Source organism: Streptomyces mutabilis, assembly GCF_046628145.1.
In the GTDB taxonomy this organism is placed as follows: Bacteria; Actinomycetota; Actinomycetes; order Streptomycetales; family Streptomycetaceae; genus Streptomyces; species Streptomyces mutabilis.
In genome coordinates this window covers 5918908-5943766 of sequence record NZ_CP176874.1, presented here as the reverse complement: position 1 = coordinate 5943766, position 24859 = coordinate 5918908, and the positions used below count along the sequence as shown (strand labels likewise).

Annotated in this window: 24 protein-coding genes and 1 riboswitch; of the genes, 8 read left to right on the top strand and 16 right to left on the bottom strand. The window is 73.8% G+C overall.

The window, feature by feature from the left end:
- Nucleotides 1-120 precede the first annotated feature (120 nt).
- Entirely contained in the window at nucleotides 121-561 is a 441-nt protein-coding gene (locus ACLIN4_RS26855) for an ATP-binding protein (protein WP_179342204.1), read from the top strand.
- On the opposite strand, the gene ACLIN4_RS26850 is transcribed toward ACLIN4_RS26855, so the two are convergent.
- From ACLIN4_RS26850 to ACLIN4_RS26825, 6 genes are all read right to left on the bottom strand, one after another.
- A complete protein-coding gene (locus ACLIN4_RS26850) occupies nucleotides 518-1966 on the bottom strand; it encodes an amino acid permease (RefSeq protein ID WP_364904445.1) in 1449 nt (482 codons plus the stop codon). The two genes, ACLIN4_RS26855 and ACLIN4_RS26850, sit on opposite strands and share 44 nt — an antisense overlap.
- Nucleotides 1967-2071: 105 nt before the next feature.
- Nucleotides 2072-3079 (bottom strand): ornithine carbamoyltransferase, encoded by a 1008-nt coding sequence (gene argF / locus ACLIN4_RS26845; protein WP_107475893.1) that lies wholly within the window; start codon nucleotides 3077-3079, stop codon nucleotides 2072-2074.
- Nucleotides 3080-3139: 60 nt separating this feature from the next.
- Nucleotides 3140-4363 (bottom strand): arginine deiminase, encoded by a 1224-nt coding sequence (locus tag ACLIN4_RS26840; RefSeq protein WP_107475894.1) that lies wholly within the window; start codon nucleotides 4361-4363, stop codon nucleotides 3140-3142.
- A gap of 160 nt (nucleotides 4364-4523) precedes the next feature.
- On the bottom strand, nucleotides 4524-7085 hold the full coding sequence (locus tag ACLIN4_RS26835) for a polynucleotide kinase-phosphatase (RefSeq protein WP_382024493.1): 2562 nt from the start codon (nucleotides 7083-7085) through the stop codon (nucleotides 4524-4526).
- Nucleotides 7082-8560, bottom strand: a complete 1479-nt coding sequence (locus ACLIN4_RS26830; RefSeq protein ID WP_411576302.1) for a 3' terminal RNA ribose 2'-O-methyltransferase Hen1 — start codon at nucleotides 8558-8560, stop codon at nucleotides 7082-7084. The genes ACLIN4_RS26835 and ACLIN4_RS26830 overlap by 4 nt, the downstream gene beginning before the upstream one ends.
- Before the next feature lie 149 nt (nucleotides 8561-8709).
- The gene (locus tag ACLIN4_RS26825) at nucleotides 8710-9633 is read right to left on the bottom strand and encodes an LLM class F420-dependent oxidoreductase (protein ID WP_100047359.1); all 924 of its coding nucleotides are present in this window, start codon (nucleotides 9631-9633) and stop codon (nucleotides 8710-8712) included.
- Nucleotides 9634-9878: 245 nt separating this feature from the next.
- Here ACLIN4_RS26825 and ACLIN4_RS26820 point away from each other — a divergent pair, with 245 nt between their 5' ends.
- The gene (locus tag ACLIN4_RS26820) at nucleotides 9879-10055 is read left to right on the top strand and encodes a hypothetical protein (protein ID WP_179350422.1); all 177 of its coding nucleotides are present in this window, start codon (nucleotides 9879-9881) and stop codon (nucleotides 10053-10055) included.
- A gap of 34 nt (nucleotides 10056-10089) precedes the next feature.
- Here the strand turns inward: ACLIN4_RS26820 and ACLIN4_RS26815 are convergent, their stop codons facing one another.
- The 5 genes from ACLIN4_RS26815 to ACLIN4_RS26795 all read right to left on the bottom strand — a co-directional run bounded on the left by ACLIN4_RS26815 (nucleotide 10090) and on the right by ACLIN4_RS26795 (nucleotide 13570).
- A complete protein-coding gene (locus ACLIN4_RS26815) occupies nucleotides 10090-10560 on the bottom strand; it encodes a DUF6099 family protein (protein WP_043378771.1) in 471 nt (156 codons plus the stop codon).
- Between the two features lie 185 nt (nucleotides 10561-10745).
- Entirely contained in the window at nucleotides 10746-11090 is a 345-nt protein-coding gene (locus ACLIN4_RS26810) for a nucleotide pyrophosphohydrolase (RefSeq protein WP_107475898.1), read from the bottom strand.
- Nucleotides 11087-12241 carry a biotin transporter BioY gene (locus tag ACLIN4_RS26805; protein ID WP_107475899.1) on the bottom strand — a complete coding sequence of 385 codons (1155 nt, stop codon included), beginning with the start codon at nucleotides 12239-12241 and terminating at the stop codon, nucleotides 11087-11089. Before ACLIN4_RS26805 ends, ACLIN4_RS26810 begins: the two co-directional genes overlap by 4 nt.
- 95 nt (nucleotides 12242-12336) lie before the next feature.
- Nucleotides 12337-12729 (bottom strand): cell division protein SepF, encoded by a 393-nt coding sequence (locus ACLIN4_RS26800; RefSeq protein WP_179342206.1) that lies wholly within the window; start codon nucleotides 12727-12729, stop codon nucleotides 12337-12339.
- A gap of 391 nt (nucleotides 12730-13120) precedes the next feature.
- The gene (locus ACLIN4_RS26795; RefSeq protein ID WP_100047362.1) at nucleotides 13121-13570 is read right to left on the bottom strand and encodes a DUF7144 family membrane protein; all 450 of its coding nucleotides are present in this window, start codon (nucleotides 13568-13570) and stop codon (nucleotides 13121-13123) included.
- Between the two features lie 256 nt (nucleotides 13571-13826).
- Here ACLIN4_RS26795 and ACLIN4_RS26790 point away from each other — a divergent pair, with 256 nt between their 5' ends.
- From ACLIN4_RS26790 to ACLIN4_RS26765, 6 genes are all read left to right on the top strand, one after another.
- Nucleotides 13827-15389, top strand: coding sequence for a chloride channel protein (locus ACLIN4_RS26790; protein WP_373428994.1), 1563 nt, complete (start codon nucleotides 13827-13829; stop codon nucleotides 15387-15389).
- An 80-nt stretch (nucleotides 15390-15469) separates the two neighbouring features.
- On the top strand, nucleotides 15470-15931 hold the full coding sequence (locus ACLIN4_RS26785; RefSeq protein ID WP_411576786.1) for a potassium channel family protein: 462 nt from the start codon (nucleotides 15470-15472) through the stop codon (nucleotides 15929-15931).
- A 60-nt stretch (nucleotides 15932-15991) separates the two neighbouring features.
- Nucleotides 15992-16178, top strand: a riboswitch (cobalamin riboswitch).
- Between the two features lie 29 nt (nucleotides 16179-16207).
- Entirely contained in the window at nucleotides 16208-16903 is a 696-nt protein-coding gene (locus tag ACLIN4_RS26780; protein ID WP_107475901.1) for an energy-coupling factor ABC transporter permease, read from the top strand.
- Nucleotides 16900-17283: an energy-coupling factor ABC transporter substrate-binding protein gene (locus tag ACLIN4_RS26775; protein ID WP_289908850.1), complete on the top strand. Its 384-nt coding sequence runs from the start codon at nucleotides 16900-16902 to the stop codon at nucleotides 17281-17283. The genes ACLIN4_RS26780 and ACLIN4_RS26775 overlap by 4 nt, the downstream gene beginning before the upstream one ends.
- Complete coding sequence (cbiQ, locus tag ACLIN4_RS26770; RefSeq protein ID WP_382024497.1) at nucleotides 17284-18033, top strand: cobalt ECF transporter T component CbiQ; 750 nt, start codon at nucleotides 17284-17286, stop codon at nucleotides 18031-18033.
- The gene (locus tag ACLIN4_RS26765) at nucleotides 18030-18890 is read left to right on the top strand and encodes an ATP-binding cassette domain-containing protein (protein WP_289908849.1); all 861 of its coding nucleotides are present in this window, start codon (nucleotides 18030-18032) and stop codon (nucleotides 18888-18890) included. The genes cbiQ and ACLIN4_RS26765 overlap by 4 nt, the downstream gene beginning before the upstream one ends.
- An 83-nt stretch (nucleotides 18891-18973) precedes the next feature.
- Here the strand turns inward: ACLIN4_RS26765 and ACLIN4_RS26760 are convergent, their stop codons facing one another.
- The 5 genes from ACLIN4_RS26760 to ACLIN4_RS26740 all read right to left on the bottom strand — a co-directional run bounded on the left by ACLIN4_RS26760 (nucleotide 18974) and on the right by ACLIN4_RS26740 (nucleotide 24768).
- The gene (locus tag ACLIN4_RS26760; RefSeq protein WP_411576301.1) at nucleotides 18974-20323 is read right to left on the bottom strand and encodes an APC family permease; all 1350 of its coding nucleotides are present in this window, start codon (nucleotides 20321-20323) and stop codon (nucleotides 18974-18976) included.
- Nucleotides 20324-20375: 52 nt separating this feature from the next.
- Nucleotides 20376-21794 (bottom strand): Nramp family divalent metal transporter, encoded by a 1419-nt coding sequence (locus ACLIN4_RS26755; RefSeq protein WP_107475904.1) that lies wholly within the window; start codon nucleotides 21792-21794, stop codon nucleotides 20376-20378.
- 113 nt (nucleotides 21795-21907) lie between these two features.
- Nucleotides 21908-22870 (bottom strand): phosphoglycerate dehydrogenase, encoded by a 963-nt coding sequence (locus tag ACLIN4_RS26750; RefSeq protein WP_289908846.1) that lies wholly within the window; start codon nucleotides 22868-22870, stop codon nucleotides 21908-21910.
- A complete protein-coding gene (locus ACLIN4_RS26745; protein WP_100048290.1) occupies nucleotides 22867-23643 on the bottom strand; it encodes an HpcH/HpaI aldolase family protein in 777 nt (258 codons plus the stop codon). Before ACLIN4_RS26745 ends, ACLIN4_RS26750 begins: the two co-directional genes overlap by 4 nt.
- A 111-nt stretch (nucleotides 23644-23754) precedes the next feature.
- A complete protein-coding gene (locus ACLIN4_RS26740; RefSeq protein WP_381945152.1) occupies nucleotides 23755-24768 on the bottom strand; it encodes an aldo/keto reductase in 1014 nt (337 codons plus the stop codon).
- Nucleotides 24769-24859 lie beyond the last annotated feature (91 nt).

Genomic DNA, 24859 nt, shown 5'->3' with positions numbered 1-24859 from the left:
CCCGCGGCGCCGGGCCGAAGGTCCCGGCGGTGCCCGTCGAACGGCTCTGCCGGGTGGCGCCGTACCATTCATAAGGTTGAAAGCAGGACAGGACTGTCTGCTCCACGAAACGGACTGACCGTGCACGATCACCCTTCAGCCCCGGCCTCCTGGCGTATCGCACTGCCGCACTCCGCAGCGGCCGTGCCGGTGGCCCGTGCCCTGGTGCGTACGGCGCTGGCCGAGCTGGAGCACACGGCCGACGGCGACACCGCCGAGCTGCTCACGGCGGAGCTGGTGGCCAACGCCGTCGAGCACACCGCGGGCGGCTCGCCGATCGAGCTGGTCGTGGAGCTGATGCCGACCAGCTGCCAGGTGGAGGTGCACGACCCGGACCCGTCGCCGCCGGGCGACCTCACCCGCCCGGGCATGGAGCCGCCCGACCCCTGGCAGGAGCACGGGCGCGGCCTGCTGCTGATCCGCGCCCTCAGCTCGTCCTGCGGTCACCGGCCCACCGGGGCGGGCAAGGCGGTCTGGTTCAGGCTTCCTGCGGTACCCGCTCAGCGGGGTCCCGCGGAGTGACGTCCGCGTCCGTCCGGGCCAGGCGGGAGTGCCGGCGCCCGTAGGCGGCGTACACCAGCAGGCCCACGGCGAGGAAGACCGCGAACTGGAGCCAGGTCGCCGCGCCCGTCTCGTAGATCAGGTACAGGCAGAAGGCGACGCCGAGCAGCGGCGTCACCGGGTACAGCGGCACGCGGAAGGTGCGGGCGAGGCCCGGCTCGCGGCGGCGCAGCGCGATCACGGCGACGTTGACGGCGGCCATGGTGGCCAGCGTGCCGATGGTGCAGAGGTTGACCACCGCGTCGAGCGGGGCGAAGGCCGCGGGCAGGGCGAAGACCACGCCGACGATGAGCGTGCCGGCGACCGGGGTCGCGGTGCGCGGCGAGACCTTCTCGAAGACGCGCGGGATCAGGCCGTCCCGGGACATCGACATCAGGATGCGGGTCTGGCCGTACATCACGGCGAGCACCACGGAGGCGATGGCGACGACCGCGCCGAAGGCGACCACGCCGCCGCCGATCGCGGAGCCGGTGACCTGGTTGACGACGTAGGACAGCGCGGCGGGCCGGTCGCCGACCGTGTCGCCGCCGACGGCGCCGATCGCGGCGACGGCGACCGCGCAGTACAGCAGGGTGACCAGGCCGATGCAGACCAGGATCGCGACGGGGATGTCCCGGCGCGGGTTCTTGGCCTCCTCGCCGGCCGTGGTGATCGCGTCGAAGCCGATGTACGAGAAGAAGGCGGCCGTGGTGCCGGCGCCGATGCCGCCGAGACCGGCCGGGGAGAACGGGCTGAGGTTGCCGTCCTCGAAGGCGTAGAAGCCGATGGCGCAGAAGGCGATCAGGACGGCCAGCTTGAGGACGGCCATCGCGGCCGTGGCGCGGGCGCTCTCCCGTACGCCGCGCACCAGGAGCACGCAGGCCAGGGCGATGACGATCACCGCGGGGAGGTTGACCGCGCCGCCGTCGCCGGGGCCGGCGGAGAGCGCGTGCGGGAGCTGGACGCCCAGGACGCTGTCGAGCAGTTCGTTGACGTACTGGCTCCAGCCGACGGCGACCGCGGAGACGGAGACGCCGTACTCCAGCAGCAGGCACCAGCCGACGAGGAAGGCGGTCCGCTCCCCGAGGCCGGCGTAGGCGAAGGAGTACGAGGAGCCGGAGACCGGGATCGCGCCGCCCAGCTCGGCGAAGGCGAAGGCGGTGAAGACGCAGGTGATCGCGGCCAGGACGAAGGAGACCACGACGGCGGGGCCGGCCTCGGCGACCGAGTCGGACAGCCCGACGAAGATGCCGGTGCCGACGATCGCGCCGACGCCGAAGCAGACGAGCTGGAACAGCCCCATCGTGCGCTTCAGGCCGTGGCCTTCGCGGTCGGCGCCGGATTCGGCGACCAGGAGGTGGGGGGACTTGACGCGGGAAGCGGGCATTGCGGGTGGTGCTCGTTTCTGGTGGTGCGGGGGCGCGACGGTGGTCGCGGCCGACGGCACCGGAAGGGGTGGCTCCGGGGCCGTCGGTCAGGATAACGGCCCTGGTCAGGCGAGTGTGGCGACGAGGACGGCCTTGATGGTGTGCAGCCGGTTCTCCGCCTCGTCGAAGACGACCGAGTGCGCGGACTCGAAGACCTCGTCCGTGACCTCCAGGGAGTCGAGCCCGTGGGCCTCGAAGATCTCCTGGCCGACCTTGGTGCCCAGGTCGTGGAAGGCGGGCAGGCAGTGCAGGAACTTCACGTCCGGGTTGCCGGTGGCGCGCAGGACGTCCATGGTCACCGCGTACGGGGCCAGGGCCTCGATCCGCTCGGCCCAGACGTCCTTGGGCTCGCCCATGGAGACCCAGACGTCGGTGACGACGAAGTCGGCGCCGCGCACGCCCTCGTCCACGGTCTCGGTGAGGGTGACGCGCGCCCCGCTGGTCCCGGCGAGCGCCTTCGCCCGGTCGACGACCTCCTGCGCGGGCCAGTAGGACTTCGGGGCGACGATGCGCACGTCCATGCCGAGCAGGGCGCCGGTGACCAGGTAGGAGTTGCCCATGTTGAAGCGGGCGTCGCCGAGGTAGGCGAACGTGATCTCGTCCAGGGGCTTGTCGCTGTGCTCGGTCATGGTCAGCACGTCGGCGAGCATCTGGGTGGGGTGCCAGTCGTCGGTCAGGCCGTTGTAGACGGGGACGCCGGCGAAGGCGGCCAGCTCCTCGACCTTCTGCTGGCTGTCGCCCCGGTACTCGATCCCGTCGAACATGCGCCCCAGGACCCGTGCGGTGTCCTTCACGGACTCCTTGTGGCCGATCTGCGAACCGGCGGGGTCGAGGTAGGTCGTCGAGGCGCCCTGGTCGGCGGCGGCGACCTCGAACGCGCACCGGGTGCGCGTCGAGGTCTTCTCGAAGATCAGCGCGATGTTCTTGCCCTGGAGGTGCCGCGTCTCGGCCCCGGCCCTCTTGTCGGCCTTCAGCTCCGCGGCCAGCCCGACCAGGCCGCGGAACTCCTCCGCGGTGAAGTCGAGCTCCTTGAGGAAGTGGCGGCCGGCGAGGGCGAGCGGGACTGTCGCCATGGGGTGCTCCAGAGATACGGGGACGGGACTCAATGGAACAGTATACGAGAGATTGAATTCTTATACGGACTGCCGTTCCACCGGGCAGCTCATGCAGCGCGGGCCGCCCCTGCCCCGGCCCAGTTCGCTGCCCGGGATCTCGATCACCTCGATGCCCTGTTTGCGCAGGTGGGTGTTGGTGGTGGAGTTCCGCTCGTAGGCGACGACGACGCCCGGCTCGACGGCCAGCACGTTGCAGCCGTCGTCCCACTGCTCGCGCTCGGCGGCGTGGACGTCCTGGGTCGCGGTCAGCACACGGATCTCGTTGAGGCCGAGGCCCGCGGCGATCGCGCGGTGCATGTGCTCCGGCGGGTGGTCGGTGACCTTCAGCTCCTTCTCCCCCACGCCCGGCTCGATGGTGTAGGAGCGGAGCATGCCGAGCCCGGCGTACTGGGTGAAGGTGTCGCCGTCGACCATCGTCATCACGGTGTCCAGGTGCATGAAGGCACGTCTCTTCGGCATGTCGAGGGCCACGATGGTGCGTGCGGACCCCGCCGCGAACAACTTGTGCGCGAGCATCTCCACGGCCTGCGGCGTGGTCCGCTCGCTCATGCCGATGAGGACGGCGCCGTTGCCGATGACGAGGACGTCCCCGCCCTCGATCGTGGAGGGGTAGTCGGCCTGCCCCTCGGACCAGACGTGGAAGCTCTCGTCCCGGAAGAGCGGATGGTGCCGGTAGATCGCCTCGAAGTGGACGGTCTCCCGCTGCCGGGCGGGCCAGCGCATGGCGTTGATGGAGACGCCGTCGTAGATCCAGGCCGAGGTGTCCCGGGTGAAGAGGTGGTTCGGCAGCGGACCGAGCAGGAAGTCGTCCAGCTCCATGGCGTGGAAGCGCACGGAGGTCGGCTCCGGGTGCGTCTCCAGGTACTCCCGCTTGGTCATGCCGCCGACCAGGGCCTCGGCCAGCTCGCGGGCGGGCAGCGTCTCGAAGGAGGCCCGGAGGTGGTCCGTGGCCAGTACGCCGTACTCCTTCTCGTCGAAGACCCGGTCCAGGACGAGCCGGCGGGCGGCCGGGACGTCCAGGGTCTCGGTGAGCAGGTCGCCGAAGAGGTGCACCGCCACCCCGCGGTCGCGGAGCACGTCGGCGAACCCGTCGTGCTCGGCGCGCGCCCGGCGCACCCAGAGCACGTCGTCGAAGAGGAGGGCGTCCTTGTTGCTGGGGGTGAGCCTCTTGAGCTCGAGATCCGGCCGGTGCAGGATGACGCGGGTGAGCCGCCCGGCTTCGGAGTCGACTTGGAATCCCATGACTCCATCCTGACCATTCGGGCGCCTGTTCACCCCTTGCTCGCGCAGACCCGTGCGCTCCCGGCCTCCCCCGGGCCGACCCGGGCGTCGAACGCCCGGCCGCGGGCGGATCGGCTCCGGGCGGCGGGGGTCCGGCGGGTGGCCCGCCGGACCCCCGGGTTCACAGCCGCGGGTCCACCGGCTCCGACTCCAGGGCGAGGACGCCGAAGACCGCCTCGTGCACCCGCCACAGGGGCTCGCCGTCCGCGAGGCGGTCCAGGGCCTCCAGGCCGAGTGCGTACTCACGGAGGGCGAGGGACCGCTTGTGGCCCAGGAACCGCTGCCGCAGCCGGGCGAGGTTGTCGGGGCGCGTGTACTCCGGGCCGTAGATGATCCGCAGGTACTCCCTGCCCCGGCACTTGATGCCGGGCTGCACCAGGCGGCCCTTGGCGTCGCGCACCAGCGCGCCGACCGGCTTGACGACCATGCCCTCGCCGCCGCGGCCGGTCATCTCCAGCCACCAGTCGATGCCCGCCGCCACCGACTCGGGGTCGCCGGTGTCGACGTACAGCCGCCGGGTGGTCCGCAGCAGGCCGCTGCCGTCGTGCTCGACGAGCCGGTCGATGAGGGCGAGCTGCTCGTCGTGCGGCAGGGCGGCCAGGCTGCGGCCCTGGACGGCGAGGATCTGGAACGGCGCCATGTGGACACCGTCCAGGCCGTCGGTGGGCCAGCAGTAGCGCCGGTAGGCGTCGGTGAACGCGGCGGCGTCGGCGGAGCGGGCGCGCTGGCGGGCGAGGAGGCCGGTGACCTCGACGCCGCGCGCGGCGGCGCTCTCCAGTGCGGCCAGCACGCCCGGGAACACCGCGCCGGAGGCGGCGCCCACCGCGGCGTACTGGGAGCGCAGCAGCCCGGACGCCTTCAGGGACCAGGGCATCAGCTCGGTGTCCAGCAGCAGCCAGTCGGTGGCCAGTTCGTCCCACAGGCCGGCCTCGCCGATCGCCGTGCGCAGCCGGTCGAGGATCTCCTCGGTGACGGAGGCGTCGTCGAGGAAGGGCCGGCCGGTGCGGGTGTACAGGGACCCGGTGGGGCCGCCGTCGGCCCCGAAGCGGGCGCGGGCCGTCTCCGCGTCGCGGCAGACCAGGACGACCGCCCGCGAGCCCATGTGCTTCTCCTCGCACACGACCCGCGCCACCCCGTCCGCCGCGTACTGCGCGAACGCCTCCTTCGGGTGCTCCAGGTAGCCGTCGACCCCCGAGGTGGCGGTCGGCGCCATGGTCGGCGGGAGGTACGGCAGCAGCCGGGGGTCGGTCGCGAAGCGGCTCATGACCTCGAGGGCCGCCGCCCCGTTCTCCTCGCGCACGGTGATCCGGCCCGCGTGCCGGGTCTCGACCACCCGGCGGCCGTGCACGTCGGCCAGGTCCAGCGGCCGGCCGTCGTGTCCGCCGGGCGCCTCGGTGCGCAGCGGCTTGGCCGGCTCGTACCAGACCCGCTCCGCCGGTACGTCGACCAGTTCGCGCTCCGGCCAGCGCAGCGCGGTGAGCTTGCCGCCGAAGACGGCGCCGGTGTCCAGGCAGATGGTGTTGTTGAGCCAGGTGGCCTCGGGGACCGGGGTGTGGCCGTAGACGACGGCCGCGCGACCCCGGTAGTCCTCGGCCCACGGGTAGCGCACCGGCAGCCCGAACTCGTCGGTCTCGCCGGTGGTGTCGCCGTACAGGGCGTGGGAGCGGACCCGGCCGGAGGTGCGGCCGTGGTACTTCTCGGGCAGGCCCGCGTGGCAGACCACCAGCTTGCCCCCGTCGAGGACGTAGTGGCTGACCAGGCCGTCGATGAACTCCCGCACCTCGGCGCGGAACTCCTCGCTCTCGCCGTCCATCTGCTCGATCGTCTCGGCGAGTCCGTGGGTGTGCTGGACCTTGCGGCCCTTGAGGTGGCGCCCGTACTTGTTCTCGTGGTTGCCGGGGACGCACAGGGCGTTGCCCGACTTGACCATGGACATCACGCGGCGCAGTACGCCGGGGCTGTCCGGGCCGCGGTCGACGAGGTCGCCGACGAAGACGGCGGTGCGGCCGTCGGGGTGGACGCCGTCGGCGTAGCCGAGCCTGCCGAGCAGGGTCTCCAGCTCGGAGGCGCAGCCGTGGACGTCGCCGATGATGTCGAAGGGGCCGGTGAGGTGGGTCAGGTCGTTGAAGCGCTTCTCGGTGACGACGGTGGCGTGCTCGACCTCGGCCACCCCGCGCAGCACGTGCACCTTGCGGAAGCCCTCGCGCTCCAGGTGGCGCAGGGAGCGCCGCAGTTCGCGGGTGTGGCGCTGGATGACCCGGCGGGGCATGTCGGCGCGGTCGGTGCGGGTGGCGTTGCGCTCGGCGCACACCTGCTCGGGTACGTCGAGGACGACGGCGATGGGCAGCACGTCGTGCTTCCTGGCCAGGTCGATCAGCTGGCGGCGGGCGTCCTGCTGCACGTTGGTCGCGTCGACGACGGTGCGGCGGCCGGCGGCGAGCCGTTTGCCGGCGATGTAGTGCAGGACGTCGAAGGCGTCCCGGCTGGCGCTCTGGTCGTTCTCGTCGTCGGCGACCAGGCCCCGGCAGAAGTCGGAGGAGATGACTTCGGTGGGCTCGAAGTGGCGCCGGGCGAAGGTGGACTTGCCGGAGCCGGAGGCGCCGATCAGCACGACGAGGGAGAGGTCGGTGACCGGCAGGGCGCGGCCCCGCGCGGTGGTGCCGGTGGTGTCGGGGGTGGTCATGCGGCCTTCGCCTCCTTCTCGGTCCTGCTCGCGGTCGCGGTCAGGGTGAACACGGCCATCTGGGTGGGCGGGCCCACCTCGGGGTCGTCGGGGCCGACGGGGCGGAACTCGACGGTGTACCCGTGGCGTTCGGCGACCGCGTCCGCCCAGCTGCGGAACTCCTCGCGGGTCCACTCGAAGCGGTGGTCGCGGTGGCGGACGTGGCCGGCCGGCAGGGTCTCCCAGCGCACGTTGTACTCGACGTTCGGTGTGGTGACGACGACGGTGCGGGGGCGGGCCGAGCCGAACACGGCGTACTCCAGGGCGGGCAGCCTTGGCAGGTCGAGGTGTTCGATCACCTCGCTGAGCACGGCGGCGTCGTAGCCCCTCAGGCGCTTGTCGGTGTAGGCGAGCGAGCCCTGGAAGAGCTGGACGCGCGCGGCCTGCCGCTCGCCCATGCGGTCCAGCTTGAGCCGCCGGGAGGCGATGGTGAGCGCGCGCACGGAGACGTCCACGCCGACGATCTCGGTGAAGCGCGGCTCCTTGAGCAGCTCGCGCACCAGGTGGCCCTCGCCGCAGCCGAGGTCGAGCACGCGGGCGGCGGCGCCGTCGCGGAGGGCGGTGAGGATCGCCTCGCGGCGCAGCACGGCGAGCGGGGTCGGCCGCTCCTCCTGCTCGGCCTCCGCCTCGACGGCGTTGTCGATCTCCTCGACGTCGCTGTCGTCGGTCTCGGCGAGCCGGATCAGCTCCAGCCGGTCCATCGCCTCCCGGGTCAGGGACCAGCGGCGGGACAAATAGCGGCTGGTGATCAGCTTCTGCTCCGGGTGGCCGGGCAGCCAGCCCTCGCCGGCCCGCAGCAGCTTGTCGACCTCGTCCGGGGCGACCCAGTAGTGCTTGGCGTCGTCGAGCACCGGGAGCAGGACATACAGGTGGCGCAGGGCCTCGGCGAGGGTGCGGCTCGCGGAATCCAGTTCGAGGCGGACGTAGCGGGAGTCGCCCCACTCGGGGAACTGGGTGTCGAGCGGGACGGTCTGCACGGTGACCGCCCAGCCGAGCGGTTCGAACAGGCGCCGTACGAGGTCGGGGCCGCCGCGGGCGGGCAGCGCCGGGATCTCGACGCGCAGCGGCAGCGGCTCGGCGGCACGCTCGGGGCGGGCCTTGCAGACGCCGCGCATGGCGCTGGAGAAGACGTTGCTCAGCGCCACGGCGAGGAGCGAGGAGGCCGCGTAGGGGCGGTCGTTGACGTACTGCGCGAGTGCCGCGTCGGGGGCGCCGCCGCGTCCCTTGCCCTTGCCGCGCCTGACCAGCGCCACCGCGTCGACCTCCAGCAGCAGCGCCGCCGTGCAGCGCTGCTCCTCCGCCTCCGGGTAGAGCACGTGGGCCGTGCCGAAGGAGGTGGAGAACGCCTGCGCCTTGCCGGGATGCTTGTGCAGCAGGAAACCGAGGTCGGTCGCGGGACGGTCGGGGGTACCGGTGGTGGTGAGGGTCAGGAACATGCGGAGGGCCTCTCCGGCTGGGTGGATGTGATGGGTGCCGTACGCGCGGGAGCCCCCGGGGCGGTGTTCCCCGGGGGCTCCGGCAGGACGACGGTCACACCATCGCACAGGGCGGGTGACCGGCGCCTTCGGTTATTCGAGCGGCGGTCTCAGGCCAGTTGGGACTGGACCTGGGAGGAGATCAGCTCCAGGTGGTCCAGGTCGTCGAGGTCCAGGATCTGGAGGTAGATCCGCTGGGCGCCGACCGCGGCGTACCGGCCGATCTTGTCGACGACCTCGGCCGGGGAGCCCGCCAGGCCGTTGGCCTTGAGCTCGTCGACCTCGCGGCCGATGACGGCGGCGCGGCGGGCGACCTCGGCGTCGTCCTTGCCGACGCAGGCGACGAGGGCGTTGGAGTAGGTCAGCGCGTCCGCCGGGCGGCCGGCCTCCTCGGCGGCGGCCCGTACCCGGCCGAACTGGCGCTCGGTGTCCTCGATGGAGGCGAAGGGGATGTTGAACTCGTCGGCGTACCGCGCGGCGAGGCGCGGGGTGCGGGTGGCGCCGTGGCCGCCGATGAGCACCGGGACCTTCGCCTGCGCGGGCTTGGGCAGCGCGGGCGACTCGGTGAGGTCGTAGAACTTGCCGTGGAAGTCGAAGGTCTTGCCGGTCTCGGTGGCCCACAGGCCGGTGACGATCTCGAGCTGCTCTTCCAGGCGGGCGAACTTCTCCTTCGGGAAGGGGATGCCGTACGCCTTGTGCTCCTCCTCGAACCAGCCGGCACCGAGGCCCAGCTCGACGCGGCCGCCGGACATCTGGTCGACCTGGGCGACCTGGATGGCGAGGACGCCGGGCAGCCGGAAGGTGCCGGCGGTCATGAGGGTGCCGAGCCGGATGCGCTCGGTCTCGCGGGCGAGGCCGGCCAGGGTGATCCAGGCGTCGGTGGGGCCGGGGAGACCGTCCACGGAGCCCATGCGGAGGTAGTGGTCGCTGCGGAAGAAGGCGTCGAATCCGAGGTCCTCGGTGGCCTTGGCGACGGTGAGCAAGGTGTCGTAGGTGGCCCCCTGCTGGGGCTCGGTGAAGATGCGGAGATCCATGTCTCCATCCTGCCTGCTCGGTGCGGGTGTGCCGCACCGGCTCCGGCCGCCCCGGGGTGTTTCGGACCTCCGGCGGGTGAATTCGCGTCAACCGCGGGCCCGGTGCGCGGCCGGGCCAGTGACCGGGCCGGACGGTGATCGTTTGCCGGGGCGGAGCCGGATCGCCCGGCGTCCGCGCCGGGCGTGTGCGCCGGTGCGTCAACCGTGTCGGCCTCCCCGTGGGGGCTGGGGCCGAGGAGGCCGCCATGTCCGAAGAGACCGTGCCCCGGCAGGACGGGGCGGATGCCCGGCCGCAGGGGCTGCTCCAGCAGATGGAGGAGCTGATGGCGGCGCTGAACGCGGACCTGTCGGCCCTGGACGCCGACCTCCAGTCGGCCGGGGGCCCGGAGGGGCCGGCCGGCGAGGAGCGGCGCGACGACTGAGGCTGTACGCGGGTGCGAGTGGCGGGTGTCGTGTCTAGCCCGCCTCCCGCTCCGGTAAGTCCGCGTCCCTGTCGGCCAGTTTGCGCAGCATCTCCAGGACCCGGTCCCGGGACTCGTCCGCCGCGTCGATGGCCTCCATGCACTGCCAGTACGTGGCCTCGTCGTCCGCCGCGCAGGCCGCACCGACCAGGGCGATGCCGGTCTCGCCGAGCAGGGTGCCGAGCCGCATCAGCGCCTGGCGGGCGTCGCCCAGTTCGGTCAGCTGGGCGGCGCGCAACTCGTCCGGCGCCAGCTCAGGGGTGCGCAGCACTCCGCAGCCGCGGCCCGCCAGCTCGGTCAATCCGATCGCCTCGCCGCGCAGTTCGGGTGGTCCGTAGACCGCCAGCCGACTGCCGATCGCCTGCGCCAGCGCCTGCACCTGCCACACCTCCGTGAGGATGTCCGGCACCTCGCCGCCGGCCGCCAGGGCACGCCCACTCGTCACGATGAGCCGCACAGCGTCCATGCGCTGCCCCCGTCTGTGTCCGACGCGCACGGGGCGCGTCCGCCCGAACTCCGTTGTCCACTACCCAGAGTGAAGGCGTGTGGGACGAAAAGCCAGAGGAAGGCGGAAATCTTCGGACAACAAATTGATTTCCGGCCCGTTAACGACTGCGGAGAGTGATAGCGGAGGTGGCCCCTCCTCCTCGCTCAGCCTTCCGGTTCCCCACGCACCGGGAACCTGAGCTCGTTCCGCTCGATCTTGGCCTCCAGTGCGGCCAGCGGGTCGACGCCCAGCACCTCGCAGAGCTGGAGCAGGTACGCCAGTACGTCGGCGACCTCGTCGCGGACCCGGTGCGCGGTGTCCGGGTCGGTCATGACGCGGGCCGACTGCTCCGGCGTCAGCCACTGGAAGATCTCGACGAGTTCGGAGGCCTCCACGCTGAGCGCGGCGACCAGGTTCTTCGGGGTGTGGTACGGCTGCCACTGCCGCGCGGCCGCGAACTCGGCCAGCCTGCGCTGCAACGCCGCGAGGTCCAGGGGTTGATCGGTCACGGCTCCAGGTGTACCACTGTGACGCCGTCCGCCCCGGCCGCCCACGAGGCGTCGGCGACGGCCGCGACGAGGCGGATGTGGCCGCGGTCGCACATCCGGGCGGCGAGCCGCAGCAGTTCCGCCCGCTGCCGCACGTCCAGGCCGCGGTCGAAGCCGTCGGCGAGGACGGTGAGCGTCTGGAGCGCGGCGGGCACCTCGCCGGCCGGGTCGACCTCCAGCACCCCGGGCCCGGTGAACAGGACCAGCGCGAGGGCCAGGTAGCGCAGTTCGCCGTAGCCGAGGCGGGCCAGGCCGGTGCGGGTTCCGTCGCCCCGGTCCAGCAGGGCGCGGACGACGCCGCCGACGGCCGGCTCGGCCAGCACGTCCGCGACGGGCCCCGCGCAGCCGTCGCGCACCGCGGCGACGAACTGCGCGTGCCGCCGTCCGCACTCGGTGCGGGTGCGCCAGAGCACGTCGGCGAGGTTGTCGCAGCCGCCGAGCAGCCGCCCGGAGCCGGTGGGCACGGGTTCCCGCATCCGGCCGGGCCGCGGGTCGCAGGCGAAGACGGACCGCAGGGCGACCACCATCTGCTCCGCCGCGGCCAGCACCCTGCGCTGCCCGTCCGTCTTGCCCGCCACCCTGAGCGGCAGCAGCGGGGTGCCGAGCCGGTCGTCCGGCAGCGGGGCCCGGGTCACGGGCGACGGCCCGGCCGTGTGCCAGGCCGCCTGCACGGCGCGGCGGCCGGGGTCGCGCAGGGCCGTCTCCAGCAGGACGACCCCGTCGGCCGTCAGCCGTTCCCCCACGATGCGCAGCTCGGGCTCCGCCTGCACGGCGACGTCCAGGTGGACCGGGCCCGCCGCTCCGTCGGCCGTGCAGCCGATGCGGAAGCCGCGGCGGCGCTGGGCGTCGGGCCGGGCCCGCTCGGGCACGCAGGCGCCCGGGTCGGGGAACGCCACCGCGAGCTCGGCGCCGCCACCGAGCCGGGCCAGCGCGTCGTACGCCCTGAGGGCGGTGGACTTCCCGCAGCCGCTGGGGCCGGCGAGCACGGTGAGCGGCCCGAACGGCAGCACGGCGCGCCGGTGCCCGGCGAAGGCGGACAGCCGCAGTTCGGTGACGCGGGGCCGGTCCGGGAGCGGGGTGACGGAGGCCGTCGACGCAGGTGACGCTGCCATGTTCGGACCGTAGGACCGCGCCGTACGCCGAACCGTTTTGCCCGGAAGGCGTTCCTACGATCGGGGGACGCGGCCGTCAGGGCCGGGCGGGGGCGTCACACTCCGGGAACGTCCGCGGCACCCTCCATCAGCCCGTTCACCTCGGTCCCGGCCGGGGTGAGCAGGAAGACGTTGCGGTCCACCCGGTGCATCCCGCTGGCCAGGCCGAAGACGACGCCGGTGCTGAAGTCCAGGACCCGCTTGGCGACCTCCGTCTCCGCGCTGGTCAGGTCCAGGAGGACCGGAATGCCCGACATCAGTGTCTCGGCGACCTCGCGGGCGTCCGCGAACACGTTGACCCGGAGCACGACGAACCGGCGACGGGTCTCCGTCACCGCCTCCGGCAGCGCCCGGTGGCCGACCGAGGACGGCCAGGCGTCGCGCCCGCGCAACGGAACGACCTGGGCGAGCCCTTCCCACTGTTCATCGGTGACGTCGTGGCTGTTCACCGGTTCCCCCGAAATCCACTCGCCTTCATTGCGTGCACCAGCCAATTCTTACGCCAAGTCACCCGTTCGGCCCAACACCGACACGGTTCGCGACGCTCCGTGTCCGGCGGTTGCCGCTGGTGCGCCGGCCCTGCCCGTACCCGTCGTCCGCGAAGGCGCGCCGGCGTCCGCGGCCCTCCTGGGGCCGGAGGCCGCGGTGCACGAGCGGGTCGACGGTGAGGTCCGGTTCGACGCCGGGAGCCGGCGGCGGTGGCCCTGACCCGAACTGCGGCACCGGTGAGGGCGGGGCGTGGAACCCCGGTGAGGGCGAGGCGTCTTGCGCGGCCGGGGCCGGACGGCGGTGACCTCCGGAGGGCGGGGGCGGCTCCGGAGGCCGACCGGCGGCGGTGGTTCAGGCGGCCTGGTCCTGGCGGCTGGCCAGGGCCCAGATGACGAAGACGTCGATCGCCATCATGATCACGGACCAGACGGGCGAGTACGGCAGGAAGAGGAACTGGGCGATCAGGCTGAGCGAGGCGAGGAGGATGCCCGCGAAGCGCGCCCAGGCCATGTCCTTCAGCAGGCCGTACCCGGTGGCGAGCACCAGGGCACCGAGGATCACGTGGATGATGCCCCAGCCGGTGAGGTTGAGTTCGTAGACGTAGCTGCCGACGCGGGCGTAGACGTCGTCCTCGGCGATGGCCGCGATGCCCTGCAGGACGGCCAGGGCGCCGTTCAACAGCAGCAGTACGCCCGCGAAGACGACACCGCCGGTCACCCAGCCGCTGGAACGGTCCGCCGACCGCGGGGTGCCGGCGCCGTGGGTGGGCCTGCCGGGAGAAGGTGCGGCGTGCTGGCTCATGAGCGGAGTCCTTTCTGCGTGTCCCCGTACGGGCCTGCGCCCGTCGGCACCTCGAGGCGCCGACGGGTCATTCGAGCCTGTGGCCACCCGCGCCGCCCGGCCATGCGGGTCCGCCGAACGGGTGAACCCGGGGTGGCCGCGCCGTGCGGGCCGGCCCGGGACGGCCGCCGTCCGCATGCGCCTGCGGGCCGCCTCGCGTTTACTGACCGCATTTGCGAACGCGCGCGAGGGACCGGCGGACGGTGCCGCGGGTGCGATGGACGGAGGAGGGCCCGTGACGACGCAGCCCGCGCCGGCCAACGCGGTGCCGGGCCGGGCCGAGCAGTCCCTGCGGCGCATCCTGCTCAGCCCCGGGTACCTGCGGCTGTTGCTGCTGTGCGTGCTGCTGGGCGTACCCATCGCGCTGGCCTGCTTCTTCTTCGTCGGGCTCCAGCACGAACTCCAGCACTGGGTGTGGTCGGCGCTGCCCGAGGCTGCCGGGTACGACGCCCCGCCCTGGTGGTGGCCGCTGCCCGCGCTGGCGCTGGCCGGGCTGGTCCTGGCGCCGATCGTGACCCGGATGCCGGGCGGCGGCGGCCATCTGCCGGTGAACGGGCTGGGCGGCGCGCCCGTCGGGCCCCGCGCGCTGCCCGGCGCGGTCCTGGCCGCGCTGGCCACGCTGCCGCTGGGGGTGGTGCTGGGACCGGAGGCCCCGCTGATGGCCGTGGGCAGCGGGCTCGCCCTGCTGGCGGTGCGGCGGGCGGGCGCGGGCGGGGACCCCAGGGCGGGCGCGATCCTGGCGACGGCGGGCTCCACCGCCGCGATCTCCACCATTCTCGGCGGCCCGGTGGCCGCCGCCGTCCTGCTCATCGAGGGCGCCGGCCTCGGCGGCGCCCAGCTGGTCGTCCTGCTGCTGCCCTGTCTGCTGGCCAGCGCGACGGGCGCCCTGGTCTTCACCGGCTTCGGCCGGTGGACCGGCCTGGAGATCGGCGCGCTGGCCCTGCGCGACGTGCCGCCGGGCGCCAACCCGGACGCCGGGGACTTCCTCTGGGGCATCCCCACGGCGGCGCTCATCGCGGTGCTGGTCACGCTGGCCCGCGAGCTGGGCCGGCGCACGGTGTCCTGGACGCGGGAGCACACGGCCGTCCGCACCGTCGCCTGCGCCACGGCGGTCGGCGTCTGCGTCACCGCGTACGGCCTGATCACCGGCCGCTCCCCGGCGGAGGCGGCCCTGTCCGGGCAGGCCGTCCTCGCCCAGCTGGCCGCGCACCCGCACGCCTGGTCGGTGGGCGCGCTGGTGGCACTGGTGGCCTGCAAGGGGCTGGCGTGGGGCATCGCACTGGGCAGTCTGCGCGGCGGCCCGATCTTCCCGGCCGTGCTGCTGGGCACGGCGACGGCCATGGCCTGCTCCGGCCTGCCCGGCTTCGGCACCACCCCGGCCCTGGCCCTCGGCATCTCCGCCGCCGCGGCCGCGGTGACGGGCCTGCCGCTGGCCAGCGCGGTGCTGGCGGTGCTGCTGGTGGGCGGGGACGCACACGACCAGATGCCGCTGATCGTCACCGGGTCGGTGGTCGCCTTCGTCGTCGCCCAGGTGGTGCGGAGGGAGGAGCCGGGGGCGGCACCGGGGACAGGGGCGGGTGGAGGGCCGGTGGGGACGGGGGCGGGCGGAGGACCGGCGGCAGGGGCGGGCGGAGGACCTGCGACGGGAACGGGCGGAAGCCCGGAGGCAGGAGCAGGCGGAAGCCCAGCGACGGGAGCAGGCGGAGGACCGGCCACGGGAGCGGGCGGCAGCCCAGCGGCAGGAGCAGGCGGAGACCCGGCGACCGGAGCGGGCCGGTGACGGGGTGCCGGGGCGGGCGGACGCGTGCCGACCGGTCGGCGGCGCGGCCGTGGCTGGTGCGGGCCGGGGGCGCGGTGGCCATGGTGGTGGCCTACTTCCTCCTCCCCCTCGACCACCTGGGCCCGCAGCGCCCCGTGCTGAGCTGGACGTTGTTCGCCCTGGTGCTGACCGTCGTCGCCCTGCTGCTGCTCCGGCAGATCCGCCACGTCCTGATCGACCGCCCGGACTCCCGGCCCGGCATGGTCATCTCCCTGCTCATCCTCCTGTCCGTGCACATCTTCTCGGCCACGTACTACGCCCTCGCCAAACAGCCCGGCGAGTTCACCGGCCTGCACACCCGTGTCGACGCCCTGTACTTCACCGTCGTCACGCTGGCGACCGTCGGATACGGCGACATCACGCCGCAGGGCCAGTCGGCGCGGATCGTGACGGTGCTGCAGATCGCCTACAGCTTCGTCTTCCTGACCGCCGCGGCGACCGCGCTGACGCAGCGGATCCGCGACACCGTGGTCCGGCGCACGGAGCGGGACAGGCCCGGCTGAGGGGCGGCGCACGCGCCCGCCGGGGCGGGAGGCCCGCTTGTCACCACCCTGGCGGGAGCACTACCGTCATCACGCCTTGGTGAACGGGAAATCCGGTGTGATGCCGGTGCGGCCCTCGCCACTGTGAATCGGGAAGTCCGGCTCCGGCCCTCGCGGGCAGCCACTGGGTCATGCGTGACCCGGGAAGGCGGAGCACGGGCGGTGGTACCCGTAAGCCAGGAGACCGGCCAAGGCGCGTCGTCCATCCACGAGGTGCTGGAGAGGGTCTGCCGAGTCATGCACATAGCCGAGGGCTTTCTGCCGCCGGCGCACGCGATCGCCTGGGGTGTCGCGTCCGCGCCGTTCGTCGTCCACGGAGTACGGTCACTCACCCGTGAGGTCAGGGAGCACCCGGAGAGCACCTTGCTCCTCGGCGCCTCCGGAGCCTTCACGTTCGTCCTGTCGGCCCTGAAACTGCCTTCCGTCACCGGGAGTTGTTCGCACCCGACCGGCACCGGTCTGGGCGCGATCCTCTTCCGCCCGCCGGTCATGGCGGTGCTGGGCACCATCACCCTGCTCTTCCAGGCGCTGCTGCTCGCGCACGGCGGGCTGACCACGCTCGGCGCCAACGTCTTCTCGATGGCGATCGCCGGCCCCTGGGCCGGATACGGCGTCTACCGGCTGCTGCGCCGGTACGGCGTGCCGCTGATGGTCACCGTGTTCGCCGGCGCGTTCGTCGCCGACCTGTCGACGTACTGCGTCACCAGCGTGCAGCTGGCGCTCGCCTTCCCCGACCCGGGCAGCGGGTTCCCGGGCGCGCTCGGCAAGTTCGGGGCCGTCTTCGCCGTGACGCAGATCCCGCTGGCGGTGAGCGAGGGTCTGCTCACGGTGATCGTGATGCGGCTGCTGGTGCAGTCCAGCAAGGGCGAACTGACCCGGCTGGGCGTGCTGCCGACCACGACGCGGACCGAGAAGCAGGCGGTGGCCCGATGAGTCGCAACGCGAGGATCAACGCCCTGCTGCTGCTCGCCGTGGCGGCGCTCGCGGTGCTGCCGCTGGTGCTGGGGCTCGGCGACCACAAGGAGGAGCCGTTCGCCGGGGCCGACGCGGAGGCGGAGACGGCGATCACCGAGATCGAACCGGACTACGAGCCGTGGTTCTCCCCGCTGTACGAACCTCCCTCCGGGGAGGTCGAGTCGGCGCTGTTCGCCCTCCAGGCCGCGATCGGCGCGGGCGTGCTGGCCTACTACTTCGGGCTGCGCCGGGGGCGGCGGCAGGGCGAGGAGCGGGCGTCGGCGACGCCGCGGCACTCCCCCGCGGCGGATGCCCCCGAGGAGGACGTCCCGGCAGGGGACTCCCCCGGGGGGAACTGAGTGCTGCCGATCGACGCCGCGGCGCACAGCAGTCGCTGGCGCCGCCGGCATCCCGTGGACAAGGCCGTGCTGGGGCTGGGCCTGACCGTGCTGGCGATCTCGCTGCCGCCCTGGCCGGGCGCGGTTCTGGTGCTGGTGGCGGCGCTCACCGTGCTGCTCGGCCCGGCGGGTGTGCCGTGGCGGCGGCTGTGGCGGGCGTACCGGGTGCCGCTGGGCTTCTGTGTGACGGGGGCGCTGCCGCTGCTCGTGCGGGTCGGGGGTCCGGGCGGGTTCCTCGCGGCGGCGGACGGCGGACCGGAGCGCGCCGGTGAGCTGCTGCTGCGCACCTCGGCGGCCTCCCTCGGGGTGCTGCTGTTCGCGTTCACCACGCCCGTCTCCGACCTGCTGCCCCGGCTGGTGCGGGCCGGGGTGCCCGCGCCGGTGGTGGACGTGGCGCTGGTGACGTACCGGATGAGCTTCCTGCTGCTGGACACCGTGCGCCGGGTGCGTCAGGCGCAGGCGGCGCGGCTCGGGCACACCACCCGGGCCGCCACCTGGCGGTCGCTCGGCGGACTCGGGGCCACGGCGTTCGTGCGGGCCTTCGACCGGGCGGCGCGGCTCCAGTCCGGGCTCGCCGGGCGCGGCTACGACGGGACCCTGCGCGTGCTGGTGCCCGAGGCGCGCGTGTCGGTGCCGTTCACGGCGGCGAGCGTCGCGCTGCTGGCGGCGCTGGCCGCCCTCACCCTCGTACTGGAAGGACCGCTGTCGTGAGCGAACCGGCGCAGTCACCGCATCCCCCCGCCCCGGTCGCCCTGCGGGGCGCGTCCTTCGCGTACGAGGAGGGGCCGGACGTGCTCACCGGCCTGGACTTCGCGGTGCGCGAGGGGCGCGCGCTGGCGCTGCTCGGGCGCAACGGCAGCGGCAAGACCACGCTGATGCGGCTGCTCAGCGGCGGACTCCGGCCGCGCGCCGGGCGGTTGACGGTCGACGGTGAGCCGGTGACGTACGACCGCGGGGGCCTGACCCGGCTGCGGACCACCGTGCAGCTGGTGGTGCAGGACCCGGACGACCAGCTCTTCGCGGCGTCCGTGGCGCAGGACGTGTCCTTCGGGCCGCTGAACCTGGGCCTGTCCGACGCGGAGGTCCGCTCCCGGGTGGACGACGCGCTCGCCGCGCTGGACATCACCGCGCTGGCCGACCGGCCCACCCACCTGCTGTCCTACGGGCAGCGCAAGCGGGCCGCGATCGCCGGTGCGGTGGCGATGCGGCCCCGGGTGCTGGTCCTGGACGAGCCGACCGCCGGGCTCGATCCGGACGGGCAGGAGCGGCTGCTCGCCACCCTGGACCGGCTGCGCGCGGGCGGCACCACGGTGGTGATGGCCACCCACGACGTCGACCTGGCCCTGCGCTGGTCCGACGATGCCGCGCTGCTCACCCCGGTCGGCGTGCACACCGGCCCGACGGCCGCGACGCTGGCCCGCACCGAGTTGCTGCGGCGGGCCGGGCTGCGCCTGCCGTGGGGCGTGGCGGCGGCCCGGGTGCTGCGTGCGCGGGGGCTGCTGGCGGACTCGGCGGCGGGCCCGCGCACGGCCGAGGAGCTGGCCGCGCTGGCCGCGCCGGCCGAGTGACGGGCGGCTCGGACGTCACCGTGCCGAGTCGCCGTACTCCGCGTCCCGCGGCTCGGCCGGCCGCTCCTCGGGGCGCCGCCCGGCTACTCGCGCCCGCCCCCGCGCGCCCGTCCGCCCCGCCGTACGGCGGCGAGGGCGGCCAGCACCGTTCCGACGGCCACGACCAGCAGGCCGCGCAGCCACACCTCCGCCTCGATCTGCGTGGCGAGCGCGACGCAGGAGGCGGCGCCCAGGACGGGGAGCACGGTCGGCGCCCGGAAGTGGTCGGCCTCGCCGCGGTCGTCGCGGCGCAGGACGAGTACGGCCGTGTTGACCATGAGGAAGACCACGAGCAGCAGGAGGACCAGGGTGGACGCCAGGGTGGCGACGCTGCCGGTGAGCGCGAGGAGCATCGACAGCACGGTCGTGACCGCGATCGCGGCCCACGGTGTACGGCGGCCCGGCAGCACCTTGGTCAGCGCGGCGGGCAGCAGCCCGTCCTTGGCCATGCCGTAGGCCAGGCGGGAGGACATGATGCCGGTGAGCAGCGCTCCGTTCGCCACCGCGACGAGGGCGATGGCGCTGAACAGCCGGGTCGGCACCCCGCCGGCCTCCTCGACGACCTCCAGCAGCGGTCCGCTCGACTCCGCCAGCCGGGCCGTCGGGACGGCGACCGACGCGGCGACGCCCACCAGGACGTACACGGCGCCGGCGGTGGCGAGGGCGCCGAACAGGGCGCGCGGGTAGGAGCGGCGGGGGTCGCGGGTCTCCTCGGCGACGTTCACCGAGGTCTCGAAGCCGACGAAGGAGTAGTACGCCAGCACGGAGCCGCTCAGTACGGCCGCCGCGGCCCCCTTCTCCGGTGTGCCCAGCTGCCCCAGCCGCCCCACGTCGCCGTCGCCCCGCAGCAGCAGCCAGGCGCCGAGGGCGACGATGACGAGGAGACCGCCGACCTCGACGACGGTGGCGGCGACGTTGGCCCGGGTGGACTCCTTGATGCCCCGGGCGTTGACCAGCGCCAGCACGGCGAGGAACAGCACGGCGACCAGGCCCACGGGCAGGGTCACGAACTCCGACAGGTAGTCGCCGCCGAAGCCGCGGGCCAGCGCGGCCACGGAGACGATGCCGGCGGCCAGCATGCAGAAGCCGGCGACGAACCCGGCGAACGGCCCGAAGGCGCGGGTGGCGTAGTGGGAGGCGCCGCCCGCGCGGGGGTACTTCGTGGCCAGCTCGGCGTAGGAGGCGGCGGTCAGCATCGCCAGCAGCAGCGCGACGGCCAGCGGCACCCACACGGCGCCCCCGGCGTCGGCGGCCACCTGTCCCACCAGGACGTAGACGCCGGCGCCGAGGACGTCGCCGAGGATGAAGAAGTACAGCAGCGGGGTGGTCAGCTCGCGTTTGAGCGCGGGGCTGCCGGGGGTGTCCGCCGGGGATCGGGTTCCGAGTCTCGCCATGGCGCCTCAGGTTTCCCGTACGGCGGAAAGCAAGCCCTCGGGCCGCGGGGCGTCACTCCGTGACCACGCCGACCGTCTCCAGTACGCCGTAGACGCCGACGCACAGGATCGCGGCGCTGCTGACGACGAGCGCGCCGGTCAGCCACGGGTTGGTGCGGAAGCGCGCCGGCACTCCGGTGTGCCGCAGGCGCCAGACGGCGACGACCACGGCCAGCAGGAAGACGCCGCCGCCGATGCCGCCGATCTGCACCATCAGCACGGGTGACTGGACCCAGAGGAAGAACGCGGTCCACACCAGCGGCAGGCACCAGGTGAGGATGCGGATGGTGCGGGTGCGGGCCCGGACGTCGGTCCAGTCGACGACACCGAGCAGGCCCAGGGTGTTGGTCCACAGCCGGGGCACGGAGGCGGTGGAGCCGATGAGGGTGGAGAAGAGGACGGCGACGGCGCCGACGAGGAACAGGTACTCGGCCCAGGGGCCCATGGTGTCGGTGTAGATCCGCGAGAGCGTGGTGATCATCTCGTTGCCCTCGGGCACCAGGCCCTGCGGGTGGAGGACGGCGGCGCCGATGACGTAGAAGGACAGGGTGCACAGCACGCAGACCGCGAGGCCCGCGAGGGCGTCCAGGCGCATGACCTTGATCCAGCCTTCGGCGCGGCGGGCGCGCTCCTCGCTGCCGTCGTCGGGGCCGGTCCAGCGGGCGTAGCCCTTCTCCAGGCACCAGTAGGTGTACGTCGTCATCTCGTCGGCGCCGACGCCGGTGATGCCGAAGACGGCCAGGGCGATGCCGACGGTGCCGGCCGGGATCTCGAAGCCGAAGCCGCTGCCCAGCTCGCTGCCGCCGTAGCCGAACTCGGTGCCGGGCAGGCCGACCGCGAGGCTGACGGTGACCAGGGTGAAGACGACGACGGAGACCAGACAGGCCCGTTCCACGAGGCTGTACTTGCCGGACTGGAGCAGACAGACGGCGGCGAGCGTGACGACGACCGCCCAGAGCGCCAGGGAGCCCCAGCTGAGGGGGTCGCCGATGACCGGCCAGAGCACCGAACAGGCCGCCGCCGTGCCGCCGATGATGCCGCCGCGCTGGAACATCTTGGCGAAGTCCATGCCGATCCAGAGCCAGTTGATCCAGCTCAGCCGGCCGATGCGCGGCCCGACCTCGCGGTAGCCCTCCAGCGCGGTGCGGCCGTTGAGGATGGTCCAGCGGGCCAGTTCCATCTGGACCCAGACCTTGACCGCGGTGGAGACGACCACGAGCCACAGCAGCGCGAAGCCGGCCTTGGCGCCGAGCGAGGTGGTGGTGATCAGCTCTCCGGAGCCGACGACGGCGGCCGACAGCACGAAGCCGGGGCCGAGGTGGCGGAGCCGTTCGCGGAAGGTCTCGGGGGCCGGGCGGGCGTCCTCGGGGCGCAGGGCGTACGGATCGGCCTGCGCGTGCTCCGCCGCACGGGCGGGGGCGGTGGTCGGCATGGCGGTGTTCCTTTGCTGGTTCCGGCGCCGTCGCCGGAGCGGAAGGCAAACAGGGCGGGGGCGAGCAATGGGGGGGTGACGTGGCGGTGACGTGGTGGGGGCCGCGGGCCGGGTCAGCCGGCCGGGTGGTGCGGGGGTTCGCCGGCCAGGACGCGCAGGACGTCCTCGGCGACCATCAGTCCCATCGCGCGGTTGGCCTGTGGGGTGCAGGCGGCCATGTGCGAGGTGAGGGTGAGGCGGGGAGCGGTGCGCAGGACGTGGCCGTCGGGCAGGGGCTCGACGGTGAAGGCGTCGAGGGCGGCGGCGGACAGGTGGCCGGAGTGCAGCGCGGCGGCCAGCGCGGTCTCGTCGACGAGGTCGCCGCGGGCGGCGTTCACGAGGATCGCCCCGGGTTTCATGGCCGCCAGCCGGGCGGCGTTCAGCAGCGGCTCCCCGGACGGCGGCAGGTGGAGGGTGACGACGTCGGCGTGGGCGAGGAGCGCGTCGAGCGTGACGGGTTCGGCGTCCGCCGCCCTCACGGCCTCGCCGGGGACGTACGGGTCGTGGGCGAGCACCCGCATGCCGAAGGCCCGCGCGTAGCCGGCGACGAGCCGTCCGATCCGGCCGAAGCCGACGACGCCGATGCTCCGGCCGTGCAGCTCCGGGCCGAAGAGCTTGGGCCAGCCGCCCTCGGTGACGGCGGTGTGGGAGGCGCTGATCCGCCGGGCGGCGTCCAGCACGAGGCCGAAGGTGTACTCGGCGACGGCCCGGGAGTTGGAACCGGGCGCGCAGACCACGGGGATGCCGCGGTCGCGGGCGGCGGCGACGTCGATCGTGTCGGTGCCGACGCCGTGCTTGGCGATGACCTTCAGCCGCGGGGCGGCGTCCATGACCTCGGCGGTCACCGGGTCCATGCCGGCGACCAGTGCGTCGGCGCCGGCTATCAGGCGCAGCAGCTCGTCGTGCGGGAGCGCGCGGTCGTCGCAGGGGCGGAGCGGGCCCGCGCCGCCCTCGACGAGCAGGGTCCAGGGGTCGGCCGAGTGGCGGGCGAAGGTGGGGGTGGTGATGAGGGTGGTGTGCCCCGGCGTGTCGCTCATGCCCGCTCCCCTCGGGCGGCCGTCAGGTGGGTGGCGGCGATCTGCTGGAGGTGGACCACGTCGGCGGCGACGGAGGCGAAGGTGAAGCCCTCGTCGAGCCGGCGGGCGGCGCTCGCGCCGTCGCCGTTGTGGATGCCGGCGGCGATGCCCGCGGCTTCGGCGGCCTCGCGGACCCGGGTCAGGGCCCGCTCGAAGGCGTCGGCGACGTCCGGGTCGGTGGAGGTCCTGCCGCCGATCGCGAGGCGCAGGTCGGACGGTCCGACGTAGACGCCGTCGAGGCCCGGTACGGCGCAGATCTCCTCGACGTTCGCGAGTCCGTCGGCGGTCTCGATCATGGCGAGGACAGCGGTCTGCTCGTGGGTGTCGGCGGGGTCGGGTCCGATGCGCAGCTGGGCGCGCATCGGGCCGTAGGAGCGGCGGCCGTGCGGCGGGTACCGCACGGCGGCGACCGCGTCGGCGGCGTCCTTCGCCGTGTCGACGAGCGGCACGATGACGGCGGCGGCGCCCGCGTCGAGCGCGCGGCCGATGTACGTCGGGTCGTTGGCCTCGACGCGCACCATGCCGACGGCGGTGGAGCCGCGGGTGTCGGTGGCGATGAGGTTGTTCAGCAGGCCCTGGTAGCCGAAGAGGCCGTGCTGGGCGTCGAAGGCCAGGTAGTCGTAGCCGAGCCGGGCCAGGCGCTCGGCGGCGACGGGCGAGTCGAGCAGCGACCAGTAGCCGATGAGGCGTCGGCGCTCGCGCAGTGCGGCGGTGAAGTGCGCGGCGGTGGTCATGAGGGGTCTCCGTAGTGCTGGGGGCGGGCGGACGGCGAGGGCGCGCTTCGGTCGAGTGGGAGAGGAGGGCGGGCGTGGGTGGACGGGACGAAGGGCCGGGGCGGTCAGCGGTCAGCGGTTGTACGCGGGCATCGGTCCGCGCAGCGCCGTCCCGACCGCGTCGCAGGCGGCGGTCACGTCCGCGGGCAGCGGACCTGCCTCTGCGGCGGCGATGTTGGCCCGCAGGTGTTCCGGACGGGAGCCGCCGAGCAGGAGGGCGTCGGTGGAGGGCCGGTCGAGGAGCCAGCGCAGGGCCAGTTCGGTGAGCGGCAGGCCCGCTTCGCCGGCGATGGCGGTGAGCTTCTCGACGGCGGCGAAGAGGTCCTCGTTCCAGTACCGCTGCCGGTACATCGCGGCGAGCTTGGAGTCGCCGAAGCGGCCGGTGGCGGGATCGGCGCCGAAGCGGTGCCGGCCGGTGAGGAGACCGCCGCCGAGGGGGTTGTAGACCATGGTGCGCAGGCCGCTGACGGCCGCGTACTCGACGTACTCCTCCTCGATGCGCCGGGCGAGCAGGTTGTGCAGTTGCTGCGCGATCACGGGGCGCGGGACGCCGACCCCGTCGGCGGCGCGGCTCAGTTCGGCGATCTGCCAGGCGGCGTAGTTGGAGACGCCGAGCGCGCGGATCTTTCCCTCCGCCACGAACTCGGCCACGGTCGCGAGGGTTTCTTCCACCGGTGTCCGGCGGTCCGGCTGGTGCAGGTAGAAGAGGTCGACGTGGTCGGTGCCGAGCCGCTTCAGGCTGCCCTCGAGGGCGGCGCGCAGGCCGGCCGGTGAGAGCGGGGCGTGCTCCCCCTGGTCGGGGTGCGGGATGCCGGCCTTGGTGGCGAGCACGATCCGGTCCCGGCGCCCGGGCAGCAGACCGGCGAGGATGCGTTCGCTCTCGCCGCCCGCGTAGCCGTTGGCCGTGTCCACGCCCGTGATCCCGGCGTCGAGCGCGGTGTCCAGCATGGCGGCGGCGCCGGCGTGGTCGACGGTGTCGCCGAACGTCATGGTGCCCAGGACCAGGCGGGACAGCGGCACGGGGACGGGCGGGAGCTCGATCTCCCGTGGGCTTCCCTGCGGGCCGGGGCGGGTGCCGGTGCTCACGAGCGGTTCCTTCCGGTTACGGGTGCCGTTCCGTCGTGCCGCCCGCACGGGAGGAGAGCGGCGTCACGGGGGCAGGCGGTTCTCGGTGGGT